This is a genomic window from Catellatospora sichuanensis (assembly GCF_007483665.1).
Lineage (GTDB): Bacteria > Actinomycetota > Actinomycetes > Mycobacteriales > Micromonosporaceae > Catellatospora > Catellatospora sichuanensis.
The window spans coordinates 103,250-124,351 of the sequence record NZ_VIQO01000024.1; the positions used below are offsets into that span (position 1 = coordinate 103,250).

Annotated in this window: 18 protein-coding genes, 2 pseudogenes and 2 riboswitches; of the genes and pseudogenes, 17 read left to right on the forward strand and 3 right to left on the reverse strand. The window is 73.9% G+C overall.

The genetic code is table 11. The features are described 5' to 3' along the window. Nucleotides 1–70: 70 nt before the first annotated feature. The 3 genes from FLL47_RS30035 to FLL47_RS30045 are packed head-to-tail and all read left to right on the forward strand — an operon-like array spanning nucleotide 71 to nucleotide 2,165. Nucleotides 71–928 carry a DUF6585 family protein gene (locus tag FLL47_RS30035; protein WP_144124998.1) on the forward strand — a complete coding sequence of 286 codons (858 nt, stop codon included), beginning with the start codon at nucleotides 71–73 and terminating at the stop codon, nucleotides 926–928. 48 nt (nucleotides 929–976) lie between these two features. Continuing rightward, a complete protein-coding gene (locus tag FLL47_RS30040) occupies nucleotides 977–1,333 on the forward strand; it encodes a hypothetical protein (protein ID WP_144125001.1) in 357 nt (118 codons plus the stop codon). 1 nt (nucleotide 1,334) lies between these two features. Continuing rightward, a complete protein-coding gene (locus tag FLL47_RS30045) occupies nucleotides 1,335–2,165 on the forward strand; it encodes a DUF6585 family protein (RefSeq protein ID WP_144125004.1) in 831 nt (276 codons plus the stop codon). A 9-nt stretch (nucleotides 2,166–2,174) separates the two neighbouring features. On the opposite strand, the gene FLL47_RS30050 is transcribed toward FLL47_RS30045, so the two are convergent. The 3 genes from FLL47_RS30050 to FLL47_RS30060 form a co-directional block, all read right to left on the reverse strand. Continuing rightward, entirely contained in the window at nucleotides 2,175–3,095 is a 921-nt protein-coding gene (locus FLL47_RS30050; RefSeq protein WP_144125007.1) for a GNAT family N-acetyltransferase, read from the reverse strand. Nucleotides 3,096–3,169: 74 nt separating this feature from the next. Further along, nucleotides 3,170–5,122: a M14 family metallopeptidase gene (locus FLL47_RS30055; protein ID WP_425457776.1), complete on the reverse strand. Its 1,953-nt coding sequence runs from the start codon at nucleotides 5,120–5,122 to the stop codon at nucleotides 3,170–3,172. A 92-nt stretch (nucleotides 5,123–5,214) separates the two neighbouring features. After that, the gene (locus FLL47_RS30060) at nucleotides 5,215–6,663 is read right to left on the reverse strand and encodes a trypsin-like serine protease (protein WP_342780359.1); all 1,449 of its coding nucleotides are present in this window, start codon (nucleotides 6,661–6,663) and stop codon (nucleotides 5,215–5,217) included. Between the two features lie 220 nt (nucleotides 6,664–6,883). Then, nucleotides 6,884–7,046, forward strand: a riboswitch (cobalamin riboswitch). 148 nt (nucleotides 7,047–7,194) lie between these two features. On the opposite strand from FLL47_RS30060, the gene FLL47_RS30065 reads away from it, so the two are divergent. The 14 genes and pseudogenes from FLL47_RS30065 (at nucleotide 7,195) to FLL47_RS30130 (ending at nucleotide 20,993) form a co-directional block, all read left to right on the forward strand. Then, nucleotides 7,195–9,387: a putative cobaltochelatase gene (locus FLL47_RS30065; RefSeq protein ID WP_246158834.1), complete on the forward strand. Its 2,193-nt coding sequence runs from the start codon at nucleotides 7,195–7,197 to the stop codon at nucleotides 9,385–9,387. 82 nt (nucleotides 9,388–9,469) lie between these two features. Next, on the forward strand, nucleotides 9,470–10,084 hold the full coding sequence (gene cobO / locus FLL47_RS30070; protein ID WP_144125009.1) for a cob(I)yrinic acid a,c-diamide adenosyltransferase: 615 nt from the start codon (nucleotides 9,470–9,472) through the stop codon (nucleotides 10,082–10,084). Nucleotides 10,085–10,133: 49 nt separating this feature from the next. Beyond that, nucleotides 10,134–11,552, forward strand: coding sequence for a cobyrinic acid a,c-diamide synthase CobB (locus FLL47_RS30075; protein ID WP_144125012.1), 1,419 nt, complete (start codon nucleotides 10,134–10,136; stop codon nucleotides 11,550–11,552). Next, nucleotides 11,543–12,268: a precorrin-2 C(20)-methyltransferase gene (cobI, locus tag FLL47_RS30080; RefSeq protein WP_144125015.1), complete on the forward strand. Its 726-nt coding sequence runs from the start codon at nucleotides 11,543–11,545 to the stop codon at nucleotides 12,266–12,268. Before FLL47_RS30075 ends, cobI begins: the two co-directional genes overlap by 10 nt. Then, nucleotides 12,265–13,062 (forward strand): precorrin-4 C(11)-methyltransferase, encoded by a 798-nt coding sequence (gene cobM / locus FLL47_RS30085; protein WP_144125018.1) that lies wholly within the window; start codon nucleotides 12,265–12,267, stop codon nucleotides 13,060–13,062. The genes cobI and cobM overlap by 4 nt, the downstream gene beginning before the upstream one ends. 16 nt (nucleotides 13,063–13,078) lie before the next feature. Further along, nucleotides 13,079–14,227 (forward strand): cobalt-precorrin-5B (C(1))-methyltransferase, encoded by a 1,149-nt coding sequence (locus FLL47_RS30090; RefSeq protein ID WP_144125354.1) that lies wholly within the window; start codon nucleotides 13,079–13,081, stop codon nucleotides 14,225–14,227. A 69-nt stretch (nucleotides 14,228–14,296) separates the two neighbouring features. Beyond that, nucleotides 14,297–15,685, forward strand: a complete 1,389-nt coding sequence (cbiE, locus tag FLL47_RS30095) for a precorrin-6y C5,15-methyltransferase (decarboxylating) subunit CbiE (protein ID WP_144125021.1) — start codon at nucleotides 14,297–14,299, stop codon at nucleotides 15,683–15,685. Continuing rightward, nucleotides 15,682–17,580, forward strand: a complete 1,899-nt coding sequence (cobJ, locus tag FLL47_RS30100; RefSeq protein ID WP_144125024.1) for a precorrin-3B C(17)-methyltransferase — start codon at nucleotides 15,682–15,684, stop codon at nucleotides 17,578–17,580. Before cbiE ends, cobJ begins: the two co-directional genes overlap by 4 nt. Further along, nucleotides 17,565–17,747: pseudogene (locus tag FLL47_RS30105) on the forward strand (4Fe-4S binding protein); the annotation flags it as partial. The gene cobJ and the pseudogene FLL47_RS30105, both read left to right, overlap by 16 nt. A gap of 23 nt (nucleotides 17,748–17,770) precedes the next feature. Then, nucleotides 17,771–18,403 (forward strand): precorrin-8X methylmutase, encoded by a 633-nt coding sequence (locus tag FLL47_RS30110; RefSeq protein WP_144125030.1) that lies wholly within the window; start codon nucleotides 17,771–17,773, stop codon nucleotides 18,401–18,403. 85 nt (nucleotides 18,404–18,488) lie between these two features. After that, nucleotides 18,489–19,373: pseudogene (locus FLL47_RS30115) on the forward strand (sirohydrochlorin chelatase); the annotation flags it as partial. 85 nt (nucleotides 19,374–19,458) lie between these two features. Then, a riboswitch (cobalamin riboswitch) is annotated at nucleotides 19,459–19,654 on the forward strand. A 30-nt stretch (nucleotides 19,655–19,684) separates the two neighbouring features. After that, the gene (locus tag FLL47_RS30120; RefSeq protein ID WP_144125036.1) at nucleotides 19,685–19,924 is read left to right on the forward strand and encodes a CbtB-domain containing protein; all 240 of its coding nucleotides are present in this window, start codon (nucleotides 19,685–19,687) and stop codon (nucleotides 19,922–19,924) included. An 11-nt stretch (nucleotides 19,925–19,935) separates the two neighbouring features. Beyond that, the gene (locus FLL47_RS30125) at nucleotides 19,936–20,661 is read left to right on the forward strand and encodes a CbtA family protein (protein ID WP_144125039.1); all 726 of its coding nucleotides are present in this window, start codon (nucleotides 19,936–19,938) and stop codon (nucleotides 20,659–20,661) included. Next, entirely contained in the window at nucleotides 20,658–20,993 is a 336-nt protein-coding gene (locus tag FLL47_RS30130) for a (2Fe-2S) ferredoxin domain-containing protein (protein WP_144125042.1), read from the forward strand. The genes FLL47_RS30125 and FLL47_RS30130 overlap by 4 nt, the downstream gene beginning before the upstream one ends. Nucleotides 20,994–21,102: the final 109 nt, after the last annotated feature.

Consider the following 21,102-nt stretch of genomic DNA (forward strand, 5'->3'; position numbering starts at 1 on the left):
CGGGTGATTCACGAAGATCCCTCGGGTCACTACCGTGGCGGCGACACCTTGCTGAACGGGGAGATCCGACGTGGCGAGACCTGACCTGACGGAGAACATCGACGCCGCGGCCGCGGCCGCGGTGCCGGCCGACGTCGCTGCGGCGGCCGCCGCCCGCGACCTGGGCGCGCACCGGGAGAGCTACCCGGCCAAGACGGTCAAGGTGATCCTGCTCGCCCTCGGCACGCTCGCGGTGATCTTCGGGGCCCTCGCCGTCATCATGACCGTGGTGACGGCCGGCGCGGCACCCGGCGAGAACGAGGTCGGCGCGACTCCCGCGATCATCATGTGGGCGCTCGCTGTGCCGTCGATCGGCGGTTTCGTGTGGGCGCTGCTGCGCAGCCCCGCCGTGTCGAAGCAGGCGCGGCGGTTCCAGGTGCACGTGTTCGAGCGCGGCTTCGTGTGGGTGCGCCGCAAGGGCACTGAGGTGTACCGATGGGACGAGGTGCAGACGCTGCACGCGGCCATCACCGTCGTCAACAACACCGGCATCGTCACCACGACGTACGACTACCGGATCGTGTGCACGGACAACCGCCGGACGCGGATCCGCGAGGTCCACACCGACATGGCGCGCTTCGGCCCGCTGCTGTCGGCCGAGGTCGCCAGGGCGCAGCTGCCGAAGGCGATGTCGTTCTTCGACGAGGGCAACCCGGTGGCCTTCGGCGACTTCACGATCACCGATGACGGCGTGCAGACCAGGCGCGGCAAGGTGCTGGCCTGGTCGGAGATCGGCGGGGTGCGGCTGGACAACGGCCACGTCAGCATCGCCGACCGGGCGGGCAAGCGGATCTCGCCGCAGACGCTGCTCGGCAAGATCCCCAACGGGTACACGTTCCTGCTGATGATGGAGACCATCCTCGGCAAGCTGCGCGCCGCGCAGGCGTAGCGCGCGCCGTCCGCGACAGGTCCGACAGCCCGGAAGGGGCGGAAGAACGTGGCAAAGCCCAAGGCAGGCGTCGTCGTCGGCGCGTCCGTGCTGGCCATGATCGGCGTGGTCTTCTTCGTCGTCGCCGCGTTCAGCTCCGGTGGCGAGGTGACCTGCGACGGCAAGACGATGCGGCCGAGCGACGTGTGCCTGGAAGTGGCCAAGGACGGCCGCAAGACCTATCACAACTTCGCGGAGCTCAAGGCCGAGCAGGACGCCCGCCGTCCGGTCCTGCTCGGTGCCCTGGGCGGGATCGGCGGGTTGTTCGTGCTGGCCGCGGGCGGATTCCTCGTGGCGGGCTCGCGGGAGAACAAGAAGGATCAGGCGCAGATCGAGGCCGCGGCGGCGTGGATGCGGGCGGGCTGACATGACGCTGCTGGTCGAATCCGCGCTCGGGCTCGCCCCCGACGTCACCGTGGCGGCCTCGATGCGCAACCTGGGCGAGCACCGCGAGAGCTATCCGGCGGTGACCCCCAAGCCGCTGATGCTCGCCTCGGGGATGTTCGCGGTGCTGTTCGGGGTGCTCGCCGGTGGCGCGACCTGGGGCGCGATCGTCGGCGACCCGGCCGTGTGGATCGCCGCCACCATCCTCTGGGCGATCACCGCACCGTGCCTGCTGGGCTTCCTGTGGGTGCTGCTGCGCAGCCCGGCCGTGTCGAGACGGGCCCGGCAGTTCCGGGTGCACGTGTTCGAGCACGGCTGGGTGTGGGCCCGCCGCAGCGGCACGGAGGCGTACCGCTGGGACGAGGTGCAGGCGCTGTTCGCCAACCTGGCCGTCTTCACCGCGGAGGTCGGTAGCAGGACGCCCTACGGCATCCGGATCGCCGCGGTCGACGGCCGCCGGATGGAGATCTGGCAGGTCCACGTCGACATGGCGCGGTTCGGCCGGCTGCTTACGGCACGCGTCGCGCAGGCGCAGCTGCCCAAGGCGATGGCGTACTTCGACAAGGGCAACCCGGTCACCTTCGGCGATCTGACGGTGACGGACGACGGCGTGGCCTTCCAGGGCATCCTGACGCCCTGGTCGGAGATCGGCGGCGTCGAGATCGACCACACCGACCAGAGTTACCTGTCGCTGGTGGACCGCCAGTACCGACGCCGGGGAGCGCGGGTGAACTTCGGCCTGATGGCGAACGGGTACACGTTCGTGCTGATGGTCGAGGCGATCCTCACGAAACTGCGCGGCGTCGGCCAGTAGCTCCGGCCGTCAGTCGGCGAGCTGCTTGAGGTAGGCGTACTCGCTGGCGAAGGGCTGGTAGCCGAGCCAGTCGTTGACCGCGATCATCGGCACGTTGGTGTAGTCGTTGCAGGTGACCGCGGTGTGGATACCGGCTTGCGCGGCCTTGCGCAGCGCGACCGACTTGGCGATCTTCGCCAGGCCCCGGCCGCGGTACTCGCGCAGCGTGCAGGTGCCGGTGGAGACGCCCTTGCCGAGTTCGAGGTTGGCCTCCAGGAACGTGGCGCAGGCGGCCACGCCGTCGACCAGCACCACCGTGCCGACGTCGAGCTGCTGGTCGGGGCTGTCCCAGTAGCGGCCCAGCCAGGTGTCGAACGGGATGCCGTCGAACGACATGTCGCCCGGCTCGTCGACCGAGGCGGCCAGGTCCAGGTCGTACACCGTCTTCGGGCCCGCCTCGCGGAGGCTGACCGTGGTCACGCCGGACGGCAGCGGCGGCACGGGCGGCAGCTGGGCGGTGTCCAGCCGGGCGTAGCGGTCGTGGGCACCCTGCGTGTAGCCCCGTGTCTCGGCCCAGCGCTGATCGGCCGGGTCCTCGGTGGCGTAGGCGCGCACCCGGCGGGCGCCGATGGCGCGCAGGTGCTCCTCGATCCGCTCGTAGAGGGCCGTGCCGACTCCCCGGCCGCGATGGTCGGGATGCACCTCGACCTGCACGTAGCTCGCGCCCGGTTCCGAGGTGGAGATGTTGAACCCGCCGACGGCGCAGCCCACGGCCCGGCCGTCGCGCAGGGCCAGCAGCCGTTGCACGCGGGCCTCCGGGCGGGTGGTGCGCCACCACACCTCCTGCTGCGCCACGCTGGAGATGAACCAGCCGAACGAGGCGTAGCGGATGCGCGCCTGCTCCGGCACGTCTTCGATGGTCATCTCGCGGATCAGCAGTTCACTCGTCACCCTGCCTGTCTAACAGCGGGGGCAAGCGATTTAGCCGGTGGCGCCCGCGCCGTTGCGGGCGCCACCGGGGGTCCCTAGAGGGTCAGGGTCCAGCTGTTGACGTAGCCGACGTCACCGGAGGCCGCGTCCTGCACCCGCAGCCGCCAGGTGCCGTTGGCCGCCTCGCTCGACAGGTTCACGGTGTAGGTCGTGTCGATGTTGTCGGTGCTGCCGCCCGACCGGTTGTGCAGCGTGTACGCGGTGCCGTCCGGCGCCAGCAGCGACACCACGAGGTCACCCTTGTACGTGTGCACGATGTGCACCTCCGCCGTCGACGTCGACGACGCGTTGCGGTTGCAGCCCGCGATGGTGATGTTGCTGTAGACCGTGGCCACGTCGGCGATGGTCACATCGGTCGGGTTGCTGCCGGTGCAGCCGGGCGCGCCGTTCACGGTCAGCGTGTAGGTGGCGGTCCGGGTGGCCCCGGTGCCCGTGCCGGTCACCGTGACCGGGTAGCTGCCCGCCGGGGTCGACGCGCTGGTGGCGATCGTCAGCGTCGACGATCCGCCGGTGGTGACCGACGCCGGGCTGAAGGTGGCGGTCGCGCCCGAGGGCAGGCCGCTCGCGGACAGGTTCACCGTCTGCGCGCTGCCCGCGGTGACGGCGGTGCTGACGGTCGAGGTCAGCGAGCTGCCCGGGTTGACCGAGCCGGCGGCCGGGGCGGCGGTGATGGAGAAGTCGTTCGCCGCGGCGCAGTACTGCGCCTGCTTGCCGATGGCCCGGAACGGGCAGTCGGCGTACTCGGACAGGATCAGGACGGCCGTCTTGTTGCGCGACGTCTGCGCCGCGATGACCTCGTCCGGCGGGTAGAAGCCGGGGCTGGACGACTTCGGGTACATCTCGAAGGTGTACGTCCACACCCGCTGGTCGCCCCACAGCCAGTCGGTGATGTCGCCGTCGGTGACGTACAGGTCGCTGCCCTGCTCGGCGGTGTAGGAGTTGGTGGCCGACATCTGCTGGCCGATGTTGGCGAAGGTGTTGCGCTCGTCGGTGGTCATGCCCGGGTTCACGGTGTCCGCGGTGGTGTACCCGAATGGCCACAGGATGAGCTCGCCGTAGGTGTGGAAGTCGATGTTCGCCTTGATCTGCTGCACGCCGCCGACCCGCCGGGACAGCACGAAGTCGCGCAGCACGGCCGCCTCCGGGGTGGAGAACGCCGACGGGCCCCGGTAGGTCTCCGACGACGGGCTGCCGGAGGAGCCGCCGCAGCAGCCCCACTTGTACCCGAAGTTGCGGTTGATGTCGGTGCCGACCGCCGAGGAGCCCGAGTTGGGCTGGCGGTTCTTGCGCCAGGAGCGGTAGGAGCCGGTGGCGATGTCGTACTCGCCGCCGTCGGGGTTGAGGTCCGGCACGATCCAGATCTCGCGCGAGTCGACCACGGCGCGCACCCGGCTGTCCGTGGTGTACGCGTCGGTGAAGAGGTTGGCCAGGTAGAGCGCCATCTCGACGGTGAGGTGCTCGCGGGCGTGCAGGTGCGCGTTGAAGAGGATCTCGGGCTCGTTCTCGTCGGTGGCGACGTTGTCGGAGATCTTCAGCGCGACGATCTGGCGGCCCTCGTACGAGGTGCCGATGACGCTCTTGCGGACCAGCGTCGGATGGTCGGCGACGATCTGGTTGAGCTCCGTGTTCATCTCGGCGTAGTTGTGGTAGCCCCCGTCGGCCGACGGGAAGTCGAGCGGGACCGCGTTCGGCCCGGTGACCCGCGACGACGGCGGTGGCAGCAGCTCCAGGCCGAAGCCGAGGCGGCGGATGCGATCGGCCTCGGCCGTGTTCGCGGTGATGTAGATCGTGCCGTGCTCGATGAGGTCGATCGCCGCTCCGGTGCGGGCGACCGCGTCGCGGTCGGCGAAGGTCTGCGGACCGGTGACCCGGTACTGCTGGGATCCGGCGAGCGTGAGGTCGTCGGCGGGCGCACCGCCGGCGGGTCCGGGCACGGTCAGCGCGATGCCGGTGGCCAGGGTGGTGAGGATGAGCGCGAGTCTGCGCACGGGTTACCTCCGAGGGGGTAGGTGGAGGCGCTGGGTCTGGAGCAGGCCCGGCCCCGCTGGTTGCGGAGCCGGGCCCGGGTGGCGCGGTGGGATCAGAGGGTGAGCGTCCAAGAGTTGATGTAGCCGGTGTCGATCGAGGCGGCGTCGCGGGCGCGCAGGCGCCAGGTGCCGTTCTTGACCTCGGTGGAGAGGTTCACCGTGTAGATCGTGTCGATGTTGTCGGTGCTGCTGCCGGTGCGGTTGTGCAGGTTGTAGACCGAGCCGTCCGGCGCGACCAGGTCCACGATCAGGTCACCCTTGTAGGTGTGCACGATGTGGACCTCGACCTTGGCGGTGGACGAGGCGTTGCCGGTGCAGCCCGCGATCGTGATGTTGCTGTACACGCCGGTGGTGTTGTTGTCGGGGATGCTGACGTCGGTGCCGTTGGTGGCCGCTGCGCAGCTGCCGACCGGGTTGACCGTCCAGCTGAAGGAGGCGGTGCCGGTCTTGGAGGCGCTGTCGGTGGCGGTGACGGTCACCGAGTAGGTGCCCGCGGTGCTCGGCGTGCCGGTGATCTGACCGGTGGACGAGTTGATCGACGTGCCGGCGGGCAGGCCGCTGGCCGACCAGCTGTACGGCGCGGTGCCGCCGGACGCGGTGCTGTTCAGGGTGACCGCGGTGCCGACGACGGTGGACTGGTTGCCGGGGCCGGTGACGGACACGCCGCCCGGTGCCCCGCCCAGGGAGACCGCCGCGTTGTAGATGTCGGTGGAGAAGTAGCGGACCTCGCTGTACACGCCCGGCTTCTGCGCCTGGGCGCAGCCGATGCCCCAGCTGACGATGCCGACCTGGATCCACTCGTTGGCCGCGTTGCGCTTGACCATCGGGCCGCCGGAGTCGCCCTGGCAGGTGTCCACACCGCCGGAGGCCCAGTTGCCGGCGCAGATCTCCTCGTTGAAGATCAGGCCCGCGTAGCTGCCGCCCGCGCTCTGGCACTGGGTGTCCGTGATGAACGGCACCGTCGCCTTGAGCATGTACCGCTGCTGGCCGCCGCCCTGCACCGCGGCGCCCCAGCCCATCACCGCGAAGCTGCCGCTGTGCAGCGACGTGTCCGTGGCGATCTTCAGCAGCGGGGCGGCGGTGATCGGGCTGGACAGGCGGATCAGCGCCCAGTCCTTGCCGTCGCCGTTGTAGCCCGGCGCGCGGTAGACGTAGTTGGAGGTGCGGGTGGTCCGGGTCGGATCCTGCAGGTCGACCACGCCCCAGGTGGCGGTGATCGAGGTGTTGTTGCCGGTGGCGCCGACGCAGTGTGCCGCGGTGAGCACCAGGCTCGGCGTGTACATCGCGCCGCCGCAGCCCATGGACAGGCGCACCATCCACGGGAACTCGCCCTGTGCGGCCGGGGTGCCGCCCACGACCTGCGGCCCGATCTGGCCGGGGTCGACGAGGCCGGGGCCGGTCGGCGCGGCCTGCGCCGGGACCGCCGCCGAGACTGCAGCGATCATGGCACCGGCCAGCGCCACGGCGCCGGCACGCAGTGCCGTTCGTAGTGAATTCCGCACAGGATCCTCCCAAGGTCCACCCGGCGCCGAGCGCTTCTGGCGCCGGATCGCCGGAGAGTTTCCCTGGAAGCTAGCGGAAGACAACGATACATAGCAATATCGAAGTTGATTGTTACGTGCAGATGTCGGGCACGCCGCGGCCGTGACACAGGCCTCCGTACGGGCGACCCGCTTTGACGCGGAGCATCGCGTCCGTCACGATGGCCGGTGAGCGGCAGTGGAGGAACCCGGTGCGAATCCGGGGCGGTCCCGCCACTGTCACCGGGGAGCGAACCCTCCCGAACGGCGCCGTCTCACGACGCGTGCCGTTTCGGCACCAGGCCACGGCCGTTGACACGGTTGGAAGGCCGAGGGGAAGCGTCGATCCGGGAGCCAGGACACTCCGGCCGCTCGCGACGCCACACGGCGTCGCACGTCACCGACGCCGGAGGGCGGTCCTCGGTGGTGCGCCGTCGCGGCGTGCCGCCCGGACGAGCCGCCGGCGGAGTTCGCGGGCGAGGAAACCCGCGGAGAGGACTCGCGCATGGGCTCGTGCCTGAGCGGGATTTGACCCCGCTGTACCCGTTCTCCGCCGTCGTCGGCCTGGCCGACCTGAGGCTCGCCCTGCTGCTCAACGCCGTCTCGCCCGCCATCGGCGGGGTGCTGGTGCGCGGCGAGAAGGGCACCGCCAAATCCACCGTCGTACGGGCGCTGGCCGGGCTGCTGCCGCGGGTGGACGTCGTCGCCGGCTGCCGGTTCGGCTGCGATCCGGCGTCGCCCTACGGCGCGTGCCCGGACGGGCCGCACGAGGCCGGACAGGACGCCGTCGTGCGGCGCGCCAAGCTCGTCGAACTGCCCGTCGGGGCGACCGAGGACCGGCTCGTCGGCGCGCTCGACCTGGAACGCGCGCTCACCGCCGGGCAGGCCGCGTACTCGCCGGGCCTGCTGGCCGGGGCACACCGCGGCGTGCTCTACGTCGACGAGGTGAACCTGCTCCACGACCACCTGGTCGACCTGCTGCTCGACGCCGCGGCCATGGGCGAGGCGTACGTCGAGCGCGACGGAGTCTCGGTGCGCCACGCCGCCCGGTTCCTGCTCGTGGGCACCATGAACCCGGAGGAGGGCGAGCTGCGCCCGCAGCTGCTGGACCGGTTCGGGCTCGCGGTGCAGGTGCGCGCCCCGCGCGAGCCGGCCGAGCGGGTGGAGGTGGTGCGGCGGCGGCTGGCGTACGAGGCCGACCCGGCCGGTTTCGCCGCACGCTGGGCCGATGCCGACGCCGAGCTGGCCGAACGCATCGACACCGCCCGGCGGCGGCTGCCCGCGGTGACGCTGCCCGACGCGGAGCTGACCCGCATCGCGCACGTGTGCGCCACCTTCGAGGTGGACGGGCTGCGCGCCGACCTGGTGGTGGCCCGTGCCGCACTGGCCCTGGCCGCCTGGCACGGCCGCGACCGGGTCACCGCGCAGGACGTGCGCGACGCGGCCCGGCTGGCCCTGCCGCACCGCCGCCGCCGCGACCCGTTCGACGCTCCCGACCTGGACGAGCAGTCCCTGGAGGACGCGCTGAACAGCGCGCCACCGCCCGCGGACCCCGGCGGCGGCGGTTCCCGTGCCGACGGCGACCCGGGCGAGCAGGACAGCTCCGGAGCCTCCGGCGCGCGTGACCGCGAAACGCGCGGCGACGGCGGTCGTGACACCGGTCCGGACGGCGATCTCGACGGGGACGGCGATCTGGACGGCGACGGGCCTGACGGCTCCGGGCCGGACGACGGGCCGGACGACGACGGTCCGGGGCCGGGCGGTCCCGGCGGCGCGGCCCCGGGCGGGGACGGCGCGCCGCCCCGGCCGGTGGCGCACGGTGAGACGCAGCAGCAGCGGGACCGGGCCGACGAGGGGCGTTACGCCACGGCGGGGCAGCAGCACGCCGAGGCGGCCACGCCACGGCGGGCCCGGCTGTTCGCGGTGGCCGGGGTGGGGGAGGGCGCGGCGGGGCGGCGCTCGCCCGCGTACACCCGGATGGGCCGGACCGTCGGCGCGCGGGCGCCCGGCGGTGCACTGGCCGCACTGCACCTCGCGGCGACCGTGCGGGCCGCGGCTCGGCAGCAGCATGCCCGTGGCCGGGTCCCCGGCGGCCCGCTGCGGCTGGTCGCGGCTGATCTGCGCGAACCCGTGCGGCAGGGACGGGAGTCCAACCTGGTGCTGTTCTGCGTGGACGCGTCCGGCTCGATGGCGGCCCGGCGGCGGATGGGCGCGGTGAAGGGCGCGGTGCTGTCGCTGCTGCTCGACGCGTACCAGCGGCGCGACAAGGTCGGCCTGGTCACCTTCCGCGGCAGCGACGCGGAGCTGGCGCTGCCGCCGACGTCCAGCGTGGAGGCGGGTGCGGCACGGCTGCGCGAGCTGCCCACCGGTGGGCGCACCCCGCTGGCTGCCGGCCTGCGCCGCGCGGCCCACACGCTGCGCGTGGAGCGGCTGCGTGACCCGTACCGGCGGGCGCTGCTGGTGGTGGTGACCGACGGCCGGGCCACCGCCGGGACCGACCCGGTCGGCGAGGCCATGCGGATCGCCGACGGGCTCGCCGCGGGTGGTGTGTCGGCCGTGGTGGTGGACTGCGAGTCGGGGGTGGTGCGGCTCGGGCTCGCCGCCCGCCTGGCCGCGAGGCTCGGCGCGGAGCACGTGCCACTGGCCGAGGTGACCGCGCAAGGACTGGCCGGGGTCGCCCGGCGCGACCGGCGCAGGGCGGCCTGATGCCCCCGGCACCGCGAGCAGCACACCGAGGCACCGGACGAGATGCGCCGGGTGCCGGACCGCAGACGACGGGAGGCCGCTGATGCCGCAGGGCAAGCCGGAGACGGTACCCGACGACGGGTTGACCACGCGGCAGCGCCGGAAGGCGCCGGTGCTGGCCGTGCACACCGGGATCGGCAAGGGCAAGTCCACCGCGGCGTTCGGGATGGCGCTGCGGGCCTGGAACGTGGGCTGGCCGATCGCGGTCTTCCAGTTCGTGAAGAGTCCCAAGTGGCGGGTCGGCGAGGAGGCGGCGTTCCGGGAGCTGGGCCGCGCGCACGACGAGTCCGGCGCGGGCGCGCCGGTGACCTGGCACAAGATGGGCGAGGGCTGGTCGTGGCTGGCCCGCCCCGGCGACGAGCGCGACCACGCCGCCGAGGCGGCCGAGGGCTGGGCCCAGGTCAAGCGCGACCTGGCGGCGCAGCGGTACGGCTTCTACGTGCTGGACGAGTTCACCTACCCCATGCACTGGGGCTGGGTGGACACCGCCGACGTGGTCGAGACGCTGCGCGTGCGGCCCGGCTCCCAGCACGTCGTCATCACCGGCCGGTACGCCGCGCCGCCGCTGCTGGAGCTGGCCGACCTGGTCACCGAGATGGGCAAGGTGAAGCACCCGATGGACGCGGGACGCAAGGGCCAGGCGGGGATCGAATGGTGAAGCGCGAGGAGCGAGCGGAGCGAGCCCCGCAGTCGCGAACGGATAGATCATGGTGAGGGTGCCCAGGGTCGTGATCGCTGCGGCGGCGTCCGGGCACGGGAAGACGACCGTGGCGACGGGGCTGCTGGCGGCGTTGACGGCGCGGGGCATGACCGCGGCCGGGTTCAAGGTCGGTCCGGACTACATCGACCCGACGTACCACTCGCTGGCCTGCGGGCGGCCCGGCCGCAACCTGGACCCGTCGCTGGTCGGCGAGGACCTGGTCGCGCCGCTGTTCGCACACGGGGCGACCGGCGCGCAGGTGGCGGTCGTGGAGGGCGTGATGGGCCTCTACGACGGCCGGTCCGGGGAGGGCGACTTCGGCTCGACCGCGCACGTGGCGCGGCTGCTGGACGCGCCCGTGGTGTTCGTGGTGGACGCGACCGGCCAGGGCCGTTCGGTCGCCGCGCTGCTGCACGGCTTCCGTTCCTTCGGCTCGGCTCGGCTGGCCGGGGTGGTGCTCAACCGGGTCGGTTCCGACCGGCACGAGCAGATCCTGCGCGAGGCCTGCGAGGAGGTCGGCACGCCGGTGCTGGGCGTGTTGCGGCGCGCCGGCGCGGTGGTGGTGCCGTCCCGGCATCTGGGGTTGGTGCCCGCGGCCGAGCGCAGCGGCGCGGCGGTGGACGCGGTGCGGGCGATGGGAGCGCTGGTGGAGGACGGTGTAGACCTCGGCGAGGTGCTCGCCGCGGCGCACAGTGCACCGCCGCTGGCGGTGACGCCGTGGTCGGCGGCCGACGCCGTCCGGGCCGCAGCGCAGGCGGCCGCAGCGCAGGCGAACGGGGCGGGCAAGGTCGGGAGGGAAGCGGTCGGAACGCCGGATGAGACGGCCGGTGACCGTCCGGTGATCGCGGTCGCGGGCGGTCCGGCGTTCACGTTCGGCTACGCCGAGCAGGCCGAGTTGCTGCGCGCCGCCGGGGCCGAGGTCGTGCACGTCGACCCGCTCCGCGACGAGGCACTGCCGCGGGGCACCGCCGGGCTGGTGGTGGGCGGCGGCTTCCCCGAGGTGTACGGCGACGAGCTGGCCGCCAACAAGCCGCTGCGCGACGCGGTACGCGAACTCGCCGCCACGGGCGCGCCGGTCACCGCCGAGTGCGCGGGGCTGCTGTGGCTGGCCCGGTCGCTGGACGGTCGGGAGATGTGCGGCGTGCTCGACGCCGAGGCGGTCATGACCGAGCGGCTCATCCTGGGCTACCGCGACGCGGTCGCGGTGTCCGGCAGCATGCTGGCCGACGCGGGCACCCGGGTCACGGGGCACGAGTTCCACCGCACCGCGGTGACCCCGGCGGCCGGGCCGTCGCCCGCCTGGGCGTGGCGTGGTCAGTCCGCCGAGGGCTTCGTCCAGGGTGGGGTACACGCGTCCTACCTGCACCTGCACTGGGCCGGGCAGCCGGGCTTCGCGGGCCGGATGGTGCGTGCCGCATGCGCCTGATCGGGGTGGGGGTCGGGCCCGGCGATCCGGAACTGGTGACGCTGCAGGCGGTGCGCCTGCTCCGCGAGGCCGACCGGGTCTTCGTGCCGGTGATGGACCCGGCCGAGCAGGGCCGGGCCGAGGCGACGGTACGCGCGCACGCCGGCCATGAACGCGTCGAGCGGCTGGTCTTCGCCCTCAACGAGCGCGACGACGCGCGCCGCCGCGAGTCCCACTGGGACGCCGCGGGTGAGCGCGTCGCGGACTGGCTGCGCGAGACCGGCGGCACCGCCGCGTTCGCCACCATCGGCGACCCCAACGTGTACTCGACCTTCGGCTACCTCGCCGCGACGGTCCGCGCCCTGCTGCCCGAGGTGGAGGTGCGGACCGCGCCTGGGATCACCGCGATGCAGGCGATCGCCGCCGCGGCCGGGGTGCCGCTCGCCGAGGGCGTCGAGCCCCTGGTGCTGGTGCCGCTGGCCCGGGGCGCCACGGCGCTGTCGGCCGCCCTGGCGTACGCGCAGGACGGCACGGTGGTGGCGTACAAGGGCGGCCGCCACCTGCCGGACGTGGTCACCGCGGTGAAGGAGGCCGGGCGGCTGGACGACGCCGTGCTCGGCACCCGGCTGGGACTGCCGGGGGAGAGCGTGACGCCGCTGGCCGAGGCGGTCGAGGCGCCGTACCTGTCGGCGGTGCTGGTGCCGGGCCGCCGTGACGCGAGGGGTGGAAAGCTGTGAAGGTCGTCTTCATCGGAGCCGGGCCGGGCGCGGCCGACCTGCTCACGCTGCGCGGCGCGGCCGCGATCGGCGCCGCCGACGTGGTGGTCTGGGCGGCCAGCCTGGTCCACCCGGACGTGCTCGGACATGCCCGACCCGGGGCGCGGATCGTGGACTCGGCGGCGCTGACCCTGGAGCAGACCCTCGACCTCTACCGCGAGGCCGCCGAGTGCGACCTGGTCGTGGCGCGGATCCACTCCGGCGACCCGGCGCTGTGGGGCGCGCTCGGCGAGCAGCTCGACGCGTGCCGCGAGCTGGGCCTGCCCACCGAGGTCATCCCCGGGGTGTCCTCCTTCACCGCGGTCGCCGCGGCGGTGCAGCGCGAGCTGACCGTGCCCGAGGTGGCCCAGTCGGTGGTGCTGACCCGGCTGGAGGGCGGCAAGACCCCGATGCCGGAGCGCGAGTCCGTACGCGCGTTCGCCGCGCACGGCGCGACGATGGCGGTGTTCCTGTCCGCGGCCCGGTCCGGGCAGCTCGCGGCGGAGCTGCTGGCGGGCGGGTATACGCCGGACACGCCGGTGGTGGTGGCATACCGGGTGACGTGGCCGGAGGAGCTGATCGTGCGCTGCACCGTCGGCACCCTGGAGGCGGCGGTCAAGGAGCACAAGCTCTGGAAGCACACGCTGTTCCTGGTCGGGCCGGCGCTCGGCGAAGCCGCCGGCACCCGCAGCCACCTCTACCACCCCGGCCACTTCCACGGCTTCCGCCGCGCCGACCCGACCGCCCGCGCCGCCCTGCGAGCGAGTCGTGACTGAGCAGGCCCCCGTCGGGATCGGCTCGGGCGAACCCGAGCTGCGCGAACCGGACCTGCCGCGGACCGCGAAGGACCGGCCGAAGGCGCTGCGGACTGGGTGGACGACGGGCACGTGCGCGTCGGCGGCCGCGAAGGCGGCCACGGAGCTGCTGGTCGGCGGGGTGCCGCCGCGATGGGTCGAGGTGGCGCTGCCGTCGGGGCGGCGGGTCACCTTCGCCGTCGCGGAGTCGGTGCTGGACGGTGACGCGGCCCGCGCGGTCGTGGTGAAGGACGCCGGCGACGACCCGGACGTGACGCACGGGGCGCGGCTCACGGCAACCGTGCGCTGGCAGGACGGCGCGGGTGTCGCGCTGCGCGGTGGGTCCGGCGTGGGCACGGTGACCAGGCCGGGGCTGGGTCTGGACGTGGGCGGACCGGCGATCAACCCGGTGCCACGGCAGATGATCACCCAGGCGGTGACCGAGGCGGCCGGCGGGCGCGGCGTGGAGGTCGTGATCTCGGTGCCCGACGGCGAGCGGATGGCCCGTAAGACGACCAACCGGCGGCTGGGCATCCTTGGCGGCATCTCGATCCTGGGCACCACCGGCATCGTGCGGCCCTTTTCCACCGCCTCCTGGCGGGCGAGCGTGATGCAGGCCGTGCAGGTCGCCGCCGCGCAGGGCGAGCAGACGATCGTGCTGTGCACGGGCGGGCGCACCGAGGCGGGCGCGATGGCGCTGCTGCCGGACCTGCCCGAGGTGTGCTTCGTCGAGGTCGGCGACTTCACCGGGGCCGCCCTGCGGACCGCGGCCGAGCGGGGCATGACCGGCGTCGTCTTCGTCGGCATGGCGGGCAAGCTGACCAAACTCGCCGCCGGGGTGCTGATGACGCACTACACCCGGTCCGCCGTGGACACCGCGCTGCTGGGGCAGGTCACGGTCGGCGTCGGCGGCTCGGCCGAGCTGGCCGAGCAGGTCGACGGGGCGAACACCGCGCGGCATGCGTACGAGCTGTGGGAGGCGGCGGGGCTGCTGCGCGACGCGGGCGACCTGCTGTGCGGGCGGGTGCGCGACGTGCTGGTCCGGTTCGGCAAGGGCGCGCTGCGGGCCGAGGTCGCGATGGTGGACTTCACCGGGAAGGTGGTCGTGGCGGCGACCAGGCCGGAGTGGGTCACATGCGCGGCGTGACGGTCATGGCGGGGTGGGTGGCGTGAGCCGGGTGACGGCGGTGACGGCGACCGGACCGGGGCGGGTGCCATGCGGCGGGTGACGGTGGTCGGCCACGATGGCGGTGGCTTCGGTGCCGCCGCGGGTGCGGCACTGGCCCGCGCGACGCTGGTCGCCGGGGGCGAGCGTCACCTGTCCGGGCTGGACGTTTCCGCAGAATGCCTCGTCATGGGGCCGGTCGCACCGGTCGTCGCGCGGGTGGCCGCGCACGACGGCGAGGCCGTGGTGCTGGCCAGCGGCGACCCCGGCTTCTTCGGCATCGTCGCCGCGCTGCGCCGAGCCGGGATCGAGCCGGTGGTCATCCCGGCGGTGTCCAGCGTCGCGGCCGCCTTCGCCCGTGCCGGGCTGCCCTGGGACGACGCGCTCGTGGTGTCCGCCCATGGCCGGGACCGCCTCGACCCTGGCGCGCACCGCCATGATCCGTTTTTGTGGACGCTGGATGCCGCTATGGCCACACCCGGCGACCACAAAAACGGATCATCCAGTCCGGCCGACAGCGGGGACCCCCGCCGGGGCGATGAACCAGGCGACGGGCACCGCGTCGCCGGGCAGATCAGGGCCGGCGGGCGGCAGGGTGGTGGGCTGTCCGGACTGCGGCGCGCGGTCAACGTCTGCCGGGCATACCCGAAGGTGGCGGTGTTGACCGCGCCCGGCAGCGGCCCGGCGGCGCTGGGCGCGGCGCTGGCCGGGTGGACGCGGACGCTGGTGGTGGCGGAGCGGCTGGGCACCCCGCAGGAGCGGCTGGTGACCGTCGAGGCGGCGCAGGCGCACACGGCCGACTGGGCCGACCCGAACGTGGTGCTGGTGCTGGACCCGGCACGCCCGGAGGTGCGGCCGGGTCCCGGCTGGATCGCCGGGGCAGGCCCCGGGCCCGCCGGGTGGGCACTGCCGGAGGCCGCCTACGCCCACCGCGACTCGATGATCACCAAGGCGGAGGTACGCGCGTACGTGCTGGCCCGGCTCGGCCCGCGCCTCGGCGACCTGGTCTGGGACGTGGGGTCCGGGTCCGGTTCGGTCGCCGTGGAGTGCGCCCGGTTCGGCGCGGCGGTGCTGGCCGTCGAACGCGACCCGGCGGCCCTGCCGCTGATCACGGCGAACGCGGCCGGCCTCGGCGTGCGACTCGTCGCGGGCGACGCGCCCGGCTGCCTGGCCGGGTTGCCCGATCCCGATGCCGTCTTCGTCGGCGGTGGCGGCGGCGGGCCTGTGCTGGCGGCGTGCGCCGAGCGCCGCCCGGACCGGATCGTGACCGCGCTGGCCGGGCTCGAACGCGTCGGCCCGGCGCTGGCGCTGCTGGGCGACGCCGGTTACCGGACGGAGGGCGTACAGCTGCAGGCTTCGCGCCTGAACCCGCTGCCCGGCGGAAGCCATCGGCTCGCCGCCACCAATCCTGTCTTCGTCGTCTCCGGGGAGCTGCCATGACCATCGGCTTGATCTGGGCCACCGCCGCAGGCAGGGCAGCCGCGCAGCGGCTGGCCGCCGCGTGGCCGGGGGAGTGCACCGTCCACGAGGGCCGCGTCCGCGACCAGCTCACCCGAGCCTGGTCCGACTCCGAATCCATCGTCGCCTTCCTCGCCACCGGCGCCACCGTCCGCCTCCTCGCCCCCCTCCTCCTCGCCCCGCCCACCCCCGACGCCGAGCCCGGCGTTCCCGCCCTGCAGTTTCGGGGAAACTGCAGTTCAGAACTCCTCGATTCGTGCACTTTCCCCGAAAATGCAGCCACCCTCGCCGGGTCGAGGGACGTGCCGGCGGGGGTCGGGGGGAAGCACGGGCAGCCGGGTGTGGTGTGTGTGGACGAGGCGGGGCGGTGGGCCGTGGCGCTGCTCGGCGGGCATGCCGGTGGCGCGAATGCGCTGGCCGCGAGGGTGTCCGAGGTGCTGGGCGCGTCGCCCGTGGTGACCACGGGCACGGATGCGTCCGGGGTGCCGGGGCTGGACATGCTCGGGTTCGCCGTCGCGAACCCTGAGGCCGTCGCGCCGGTCTCGCGGGCGCTGCTCGACGGAGAACCGGTGCATCTGCGGTGCGATCAGGTGTGGCCGCTGCCGGCGCTGCCCGCCAACCTCGGCGATCATCCCGGTGCGGCCCGGACGGTGCTGATCACCGACCGCCGCGCCGACGCTGCCTGGCAGCCCGTGGACGGCGTCGCCGCCGACCCTGGCGCACCGCAGCCGGACCGGTCGGTACTGGTGCTGCGTCCGCCGTCGCTGGTGCTCGGCATCGGGGCGAGCCGGGGGGTGTCCGCCGACGAGATCGCCGATCTGGTCGGGCGGGTGCTCGCGGGGGCGGGGCTGGCGGCGGAGTCGGTGTGCGCGGTGGCGACCGCCGACGTGAAGGCAGACGAGGCCGGGCTGGTGGCGTACGCGGCGTCGCGCGGTCTGCCGCTGGTGACGTTCCCGGCGGAGCGGCTCGCGGCGGTGGCGGTGCCGAACCCGTCCGAGGTGGTCCGTGCCGCCGTCGGCACGCCGAGCGTGGCCGAGGCGGCGGCGCTGCTGGCCGCCGGTGCCCGGGGGCGCGGGGCATCGCTGGTGGCGGGCAAGACCGCGTCGGCGATGGCGACCGTGGCGGTGGCCCGGCTGGTGCCGATGGGCCGGCTCGCGGTGATCGGCCTCGGTCCGGGCGCGGCGGACCTGCGCACGCCCCGGGCGACGGCGCAGCTGCGCGCGTCCTCGATCGTCGTCGGCCTCGACCAGTACGTGGACCAGGTCCGGCACCTGCTGCGCCCCGGCACCCGGATCGTCGACTCGGGACTGGGCGCCGAGGAGGAGCGCGCCCGGTCGGCCGTCGAGCTGGCCCGGCTGGGGCACGCGGTGGCACTGATCGGCTCCGGTGACGCGGGCGTGTACGCGATGGCCTCCCCGGCGCTGGAGTTCGCCGGGGACGACATCGAGGTGACCGCGGTGCCCGGGGTGACCGCGGCGCTGGCCGCGTCGTCGCTGCTGGGCGCGCCGCTGGGGCACGACCACGTGTACCTGTCGCTGTCGGACCTGCACACCCCCTGGGAGATGATCGAGCGCCGGCTCGAGGCGGCGGCGCGGGCGGATCTCGTGGTGTGCCTGTACAACCCGCGCAGCGCGCGGCGCACCCGGCAGCTGCCGGCGGCGTTGGCGATCCTGGGCGCACACCGGCCGCCGGGCACGCCGATCGGGCTGGTCCGCGACGCGTCCCGGGCCGGCGAGCGGATCGCGCTGACCACCCTCGACGCGGTCGACCCGGCCGACGTGGACATGAACACCGTGGTGATCGTGGGCGCCAGCACGACCCGCACGGTCGCGGGGCGCATGGTCACACCCCGGGGGTACGCGTGGATGGCGCGCTGAGCCCGGTGCGCTTCGACGGCTGCCAGGGCTGCGGCGCGTGCCTGCTGACCTGCCCCACGCACGCGATCCGGCCGATCGGCGGGACGGGCCCGGCCCGGCTGTACGCCCGGCCGGACCTGTGCACGGGGTGCGGCGAGTGCGTCGAGGTGTGCCCGGTCGACGCGGTTGTCCTGCTCGAGCGGGAGGCGCGATGACGGTCGTCCGGAGATCGGTGCATCCGATCGAGGCGGAGTCCTACCGCCTGCTGCGGTCCGCGGTGGACACCTCGGGCCTGCCGCGGCACAGCCGGGACGTGGCCGAGCGCATCGTGCACACCACGGCCGATCCGGGCTGGGTCGCCGACCTGGTGCTGGACGAGGCGGCGCTGACCGCCGGGGCCGCTGCGCTGGCGGCGGGCGGGCCGCTGGTCGTCGACGTGACCATGGTCGGCGCGGGCATCACCCGCTACCCGTCGCGCTGCCTGGTCGGCTCGGCACTGGCGGCGGAGCTGGCCGCGGCGGAGGGTGTCACCCGGTCGGCGGCCGCGGTGCGGCTGGCCGCGGCCGAGCACCCCATGGGGGCAATTTGGGCCGTCGGCAACGCCCCGACCGCGCTGTTCGAACTGCTGCGGCTGGCCGCGGCCGGGCAGGTCGTGCCCGCGCTGGTGGTCGGCCTGCCGGTGGGCTACGTGGGCGCGGCCGAGTCGAAGGCCGCACTCCGGCTGTCCGGGCTGCCGCAGCTGTCCAACGTGAGCGCCCGCGGCGGGTCGGCCGTTGCCGCGGCAGCCGTGAACGCCCTGCTCTACGGCGACCCGATGCCGGCGCAAGACCCCGTGCCGCACTAGGACGGGTCCACCCCCTGGGCGCATGCGCCCGGAACCCGCGCCCGCCATACCCCTTACCGGCTCGAGAACCCTTGGAGGAGAGACCGTGACCACCACCCCGCCCGCGCTGCTCATAGCCGGGCACGGCACGTCCGACGCGGACGGCGCCGAGCAGTTCCGCGCCTTCACCGAACGGGTCGGCAAGCGACTCGCGCCGCGGGGCGTGACCGTCGGCGGCGGCTTCATCGAGCTGTCCCCGCCCCCGCTGGGCGAGGCGGTGGCGGACCTCGTCGCGGGCGGCCACCGCAGGCTGGCGGCCGTGCCGCTGATGCTGGTCGCGGCGGGGCACGCGAAGGGCGACATCCCGGCGGCGCTGGCCCGCGAGCAGTTGCGGCACCCCGGTCTGGCGGTGGCGTACGGCCGCCCGCTCGGCGCGCACCCCGTAGTGCTGGCGCTGCTGCGGGAGCGGCTCGCCCAGGCGGAGGCCGATCCAGACACGACGGTGCTGCTGGTGGGCCGGGGCTCGACGGACCCCGACGCGAACGCCGAGGTGGCTCGGGCTGCCCGGCTGCTGGCCGAGACGGCCCGGGTGGCGGGAGTGGAGTACGCGTTCATCTCGCTCGCCACCCCCGGCGTGCCCGCGGGCCTGGACCGCTGCGCGGCGCTGGGCGCGCGGCGGATCGTGGTGCTGCCGTACTTCCTCTTCACCGGGGTGTTGCCGCGCCGGGTGGCGGAGCAGACCACGGCCTGGGCGGCGGGCCGCCCAGGGCTGGACGTGCGCTGCGCCGACGTGCTCGGCGACACCGACGCCCTGGCCGACCTGGTGATCGAACGCTACGGCGAGGCGCTGGCCGGGGACATCCGGATGAACTGTGACTCGTGTGTGTACCGGGTCAGCCTGCCGGGCTTCGAGGACCGGGTCGGTGCCTCGCAGACCCCGCACCACCATCCGGGTGACCAGGGGCACAGCCACAGCCACAGTCACGAGCACGGACTCAGTCACGACCACGGCCGTCTTCATGCGGATATTCACCAACGTCACCCCTGAGGAGGTTTGACGGCCGGCGAGCGTTGCTGGCATGGTGAGGGCAACAAGTTCACATCAGACGACGGTGCGCAGGAACCCGGTGAGAATCCGGGACGGTCCCGCCACTGTGACCGGGGAGCGCCCCGCACGAGCCACGGCCGCCGCAGCGGCTGGAAGGCGCGGCAAGCGCGACGAAGTTTCATCCACCCGGGAGTCAGGACACTGACCCGTCGTTGTCCAGTTCGGGGCGGTGAACCCCGAGGAGGAGGTTTCTCATGGGTGCGTTGTCGACGCCCGCGGTGCCGTCGCAGGAGACGGCCGGAATCGCGGGGCGGCTGCGGGATCAGGTCATCGCCGGTGTGCTCGTCGCGGTGGCGCTCTTCATCCTCTACGCGGTGTTCCTGGACCAGGGCGCACTGCTGTCCCCGGTGTACGGCGAACTCTCCCGTAGCGCCAACTACCTGCACGAGCTGTCCCACGACGGGCGGCACCTGTTCGCCGCCAACTGCCACTGAGCGGGGCGGACATGTCCCTGCTCTCCCTGATGGGGCGGGGTGGGCTGGCCGGTGCGTGCGCCGGAGCCCTCTCCGCCGTGGTGTCCCTGGTGCTCGCCGAGCCGGTCATCGACCGGGCGATCGCCCTCGAGCACGCGAACGCCGGTGAAGGCCACGGCGCGGAGCTGTTCAGCCGCGACACGCAGCACGTCGGCATGCTGATCTCGGTGATCCTGGCCGGAATGGCGATCGGGCTGCTGTTCGGCCTGGTGTACGCGGTGCTGCACCGCCGCGACCCCGGCGCCGACCCGTGGGGCCGGGCGCTGCGCCTGGCCGGGGCCGGTTTCCTGGGCGTGGCCCTGCTCCCGTTCCTGCGCTATCCGACCAACCCGCCGGGCGTGGGCAGCGAGGCGACGCAGCAGGCGCGGACCGTGACCTGGCTGGCCGCGATCGCGATCGGGCTGGCCACCATGTCTGCGGCGGGGCTGCTGGCGGGCCGTCTCGCCGAGCGCGGGGCGTCGCTGCCGGTGCGCCAGCTGGCCCCGGTGGGGGTCGTGCTGGTGGGGCTCGCCCTGCTGTTCACGCTGCCGTCGTCGGGTGACGCGATCAGCACGCCGGCCGATCTGCTGTGGTCGTTCCGGTTGCTGTCGCTGCTGGCTTCGGTGGTGCTGTGGGCCGGGATCGGCGTCGGATTCGGGCTGGCCGGGCTGCGGGCCGGTGCTGTCGCGAACAGTGCCGCGGTGCGGGCGGCCGCATGAAGGCGAGGGTGACGGTGTGCCGCGACTGCTGTTGCGGCACCGCCAAACACCCCGACACCGATCATGACGGTCAGCTGCGGCAGCTGGAGAAGGCGGGGGTACGGGTGCGTATCGCGCAGTGCCTGGACGTCTGCGAGCACTCCAACGTGATGGTGGTGCACCCGCGCCCGTCCGGTCGCCGCGACGGCGGCCGTCCGGTGTGGCTGGGCGGCATCCTCGACGAGGCGACCGTGGAGTACGTCGCCGCCTGGGCCGCCGCGGGCGGGCCGGGTGCCGCCGACCTCCCGGTCGCTCTGATCCCCTACGTCATCGACGCCCCCGGCCAGACCTGACCACGGGCACCCTGCGCCCCCGTGATCGCCCCGTGGCCGGTGATCGTCCGACTTGCCAGGCACCTGTGCGTATCTTGAGGCCACATTCGCCCGAGTGCCTGGCAAGTCG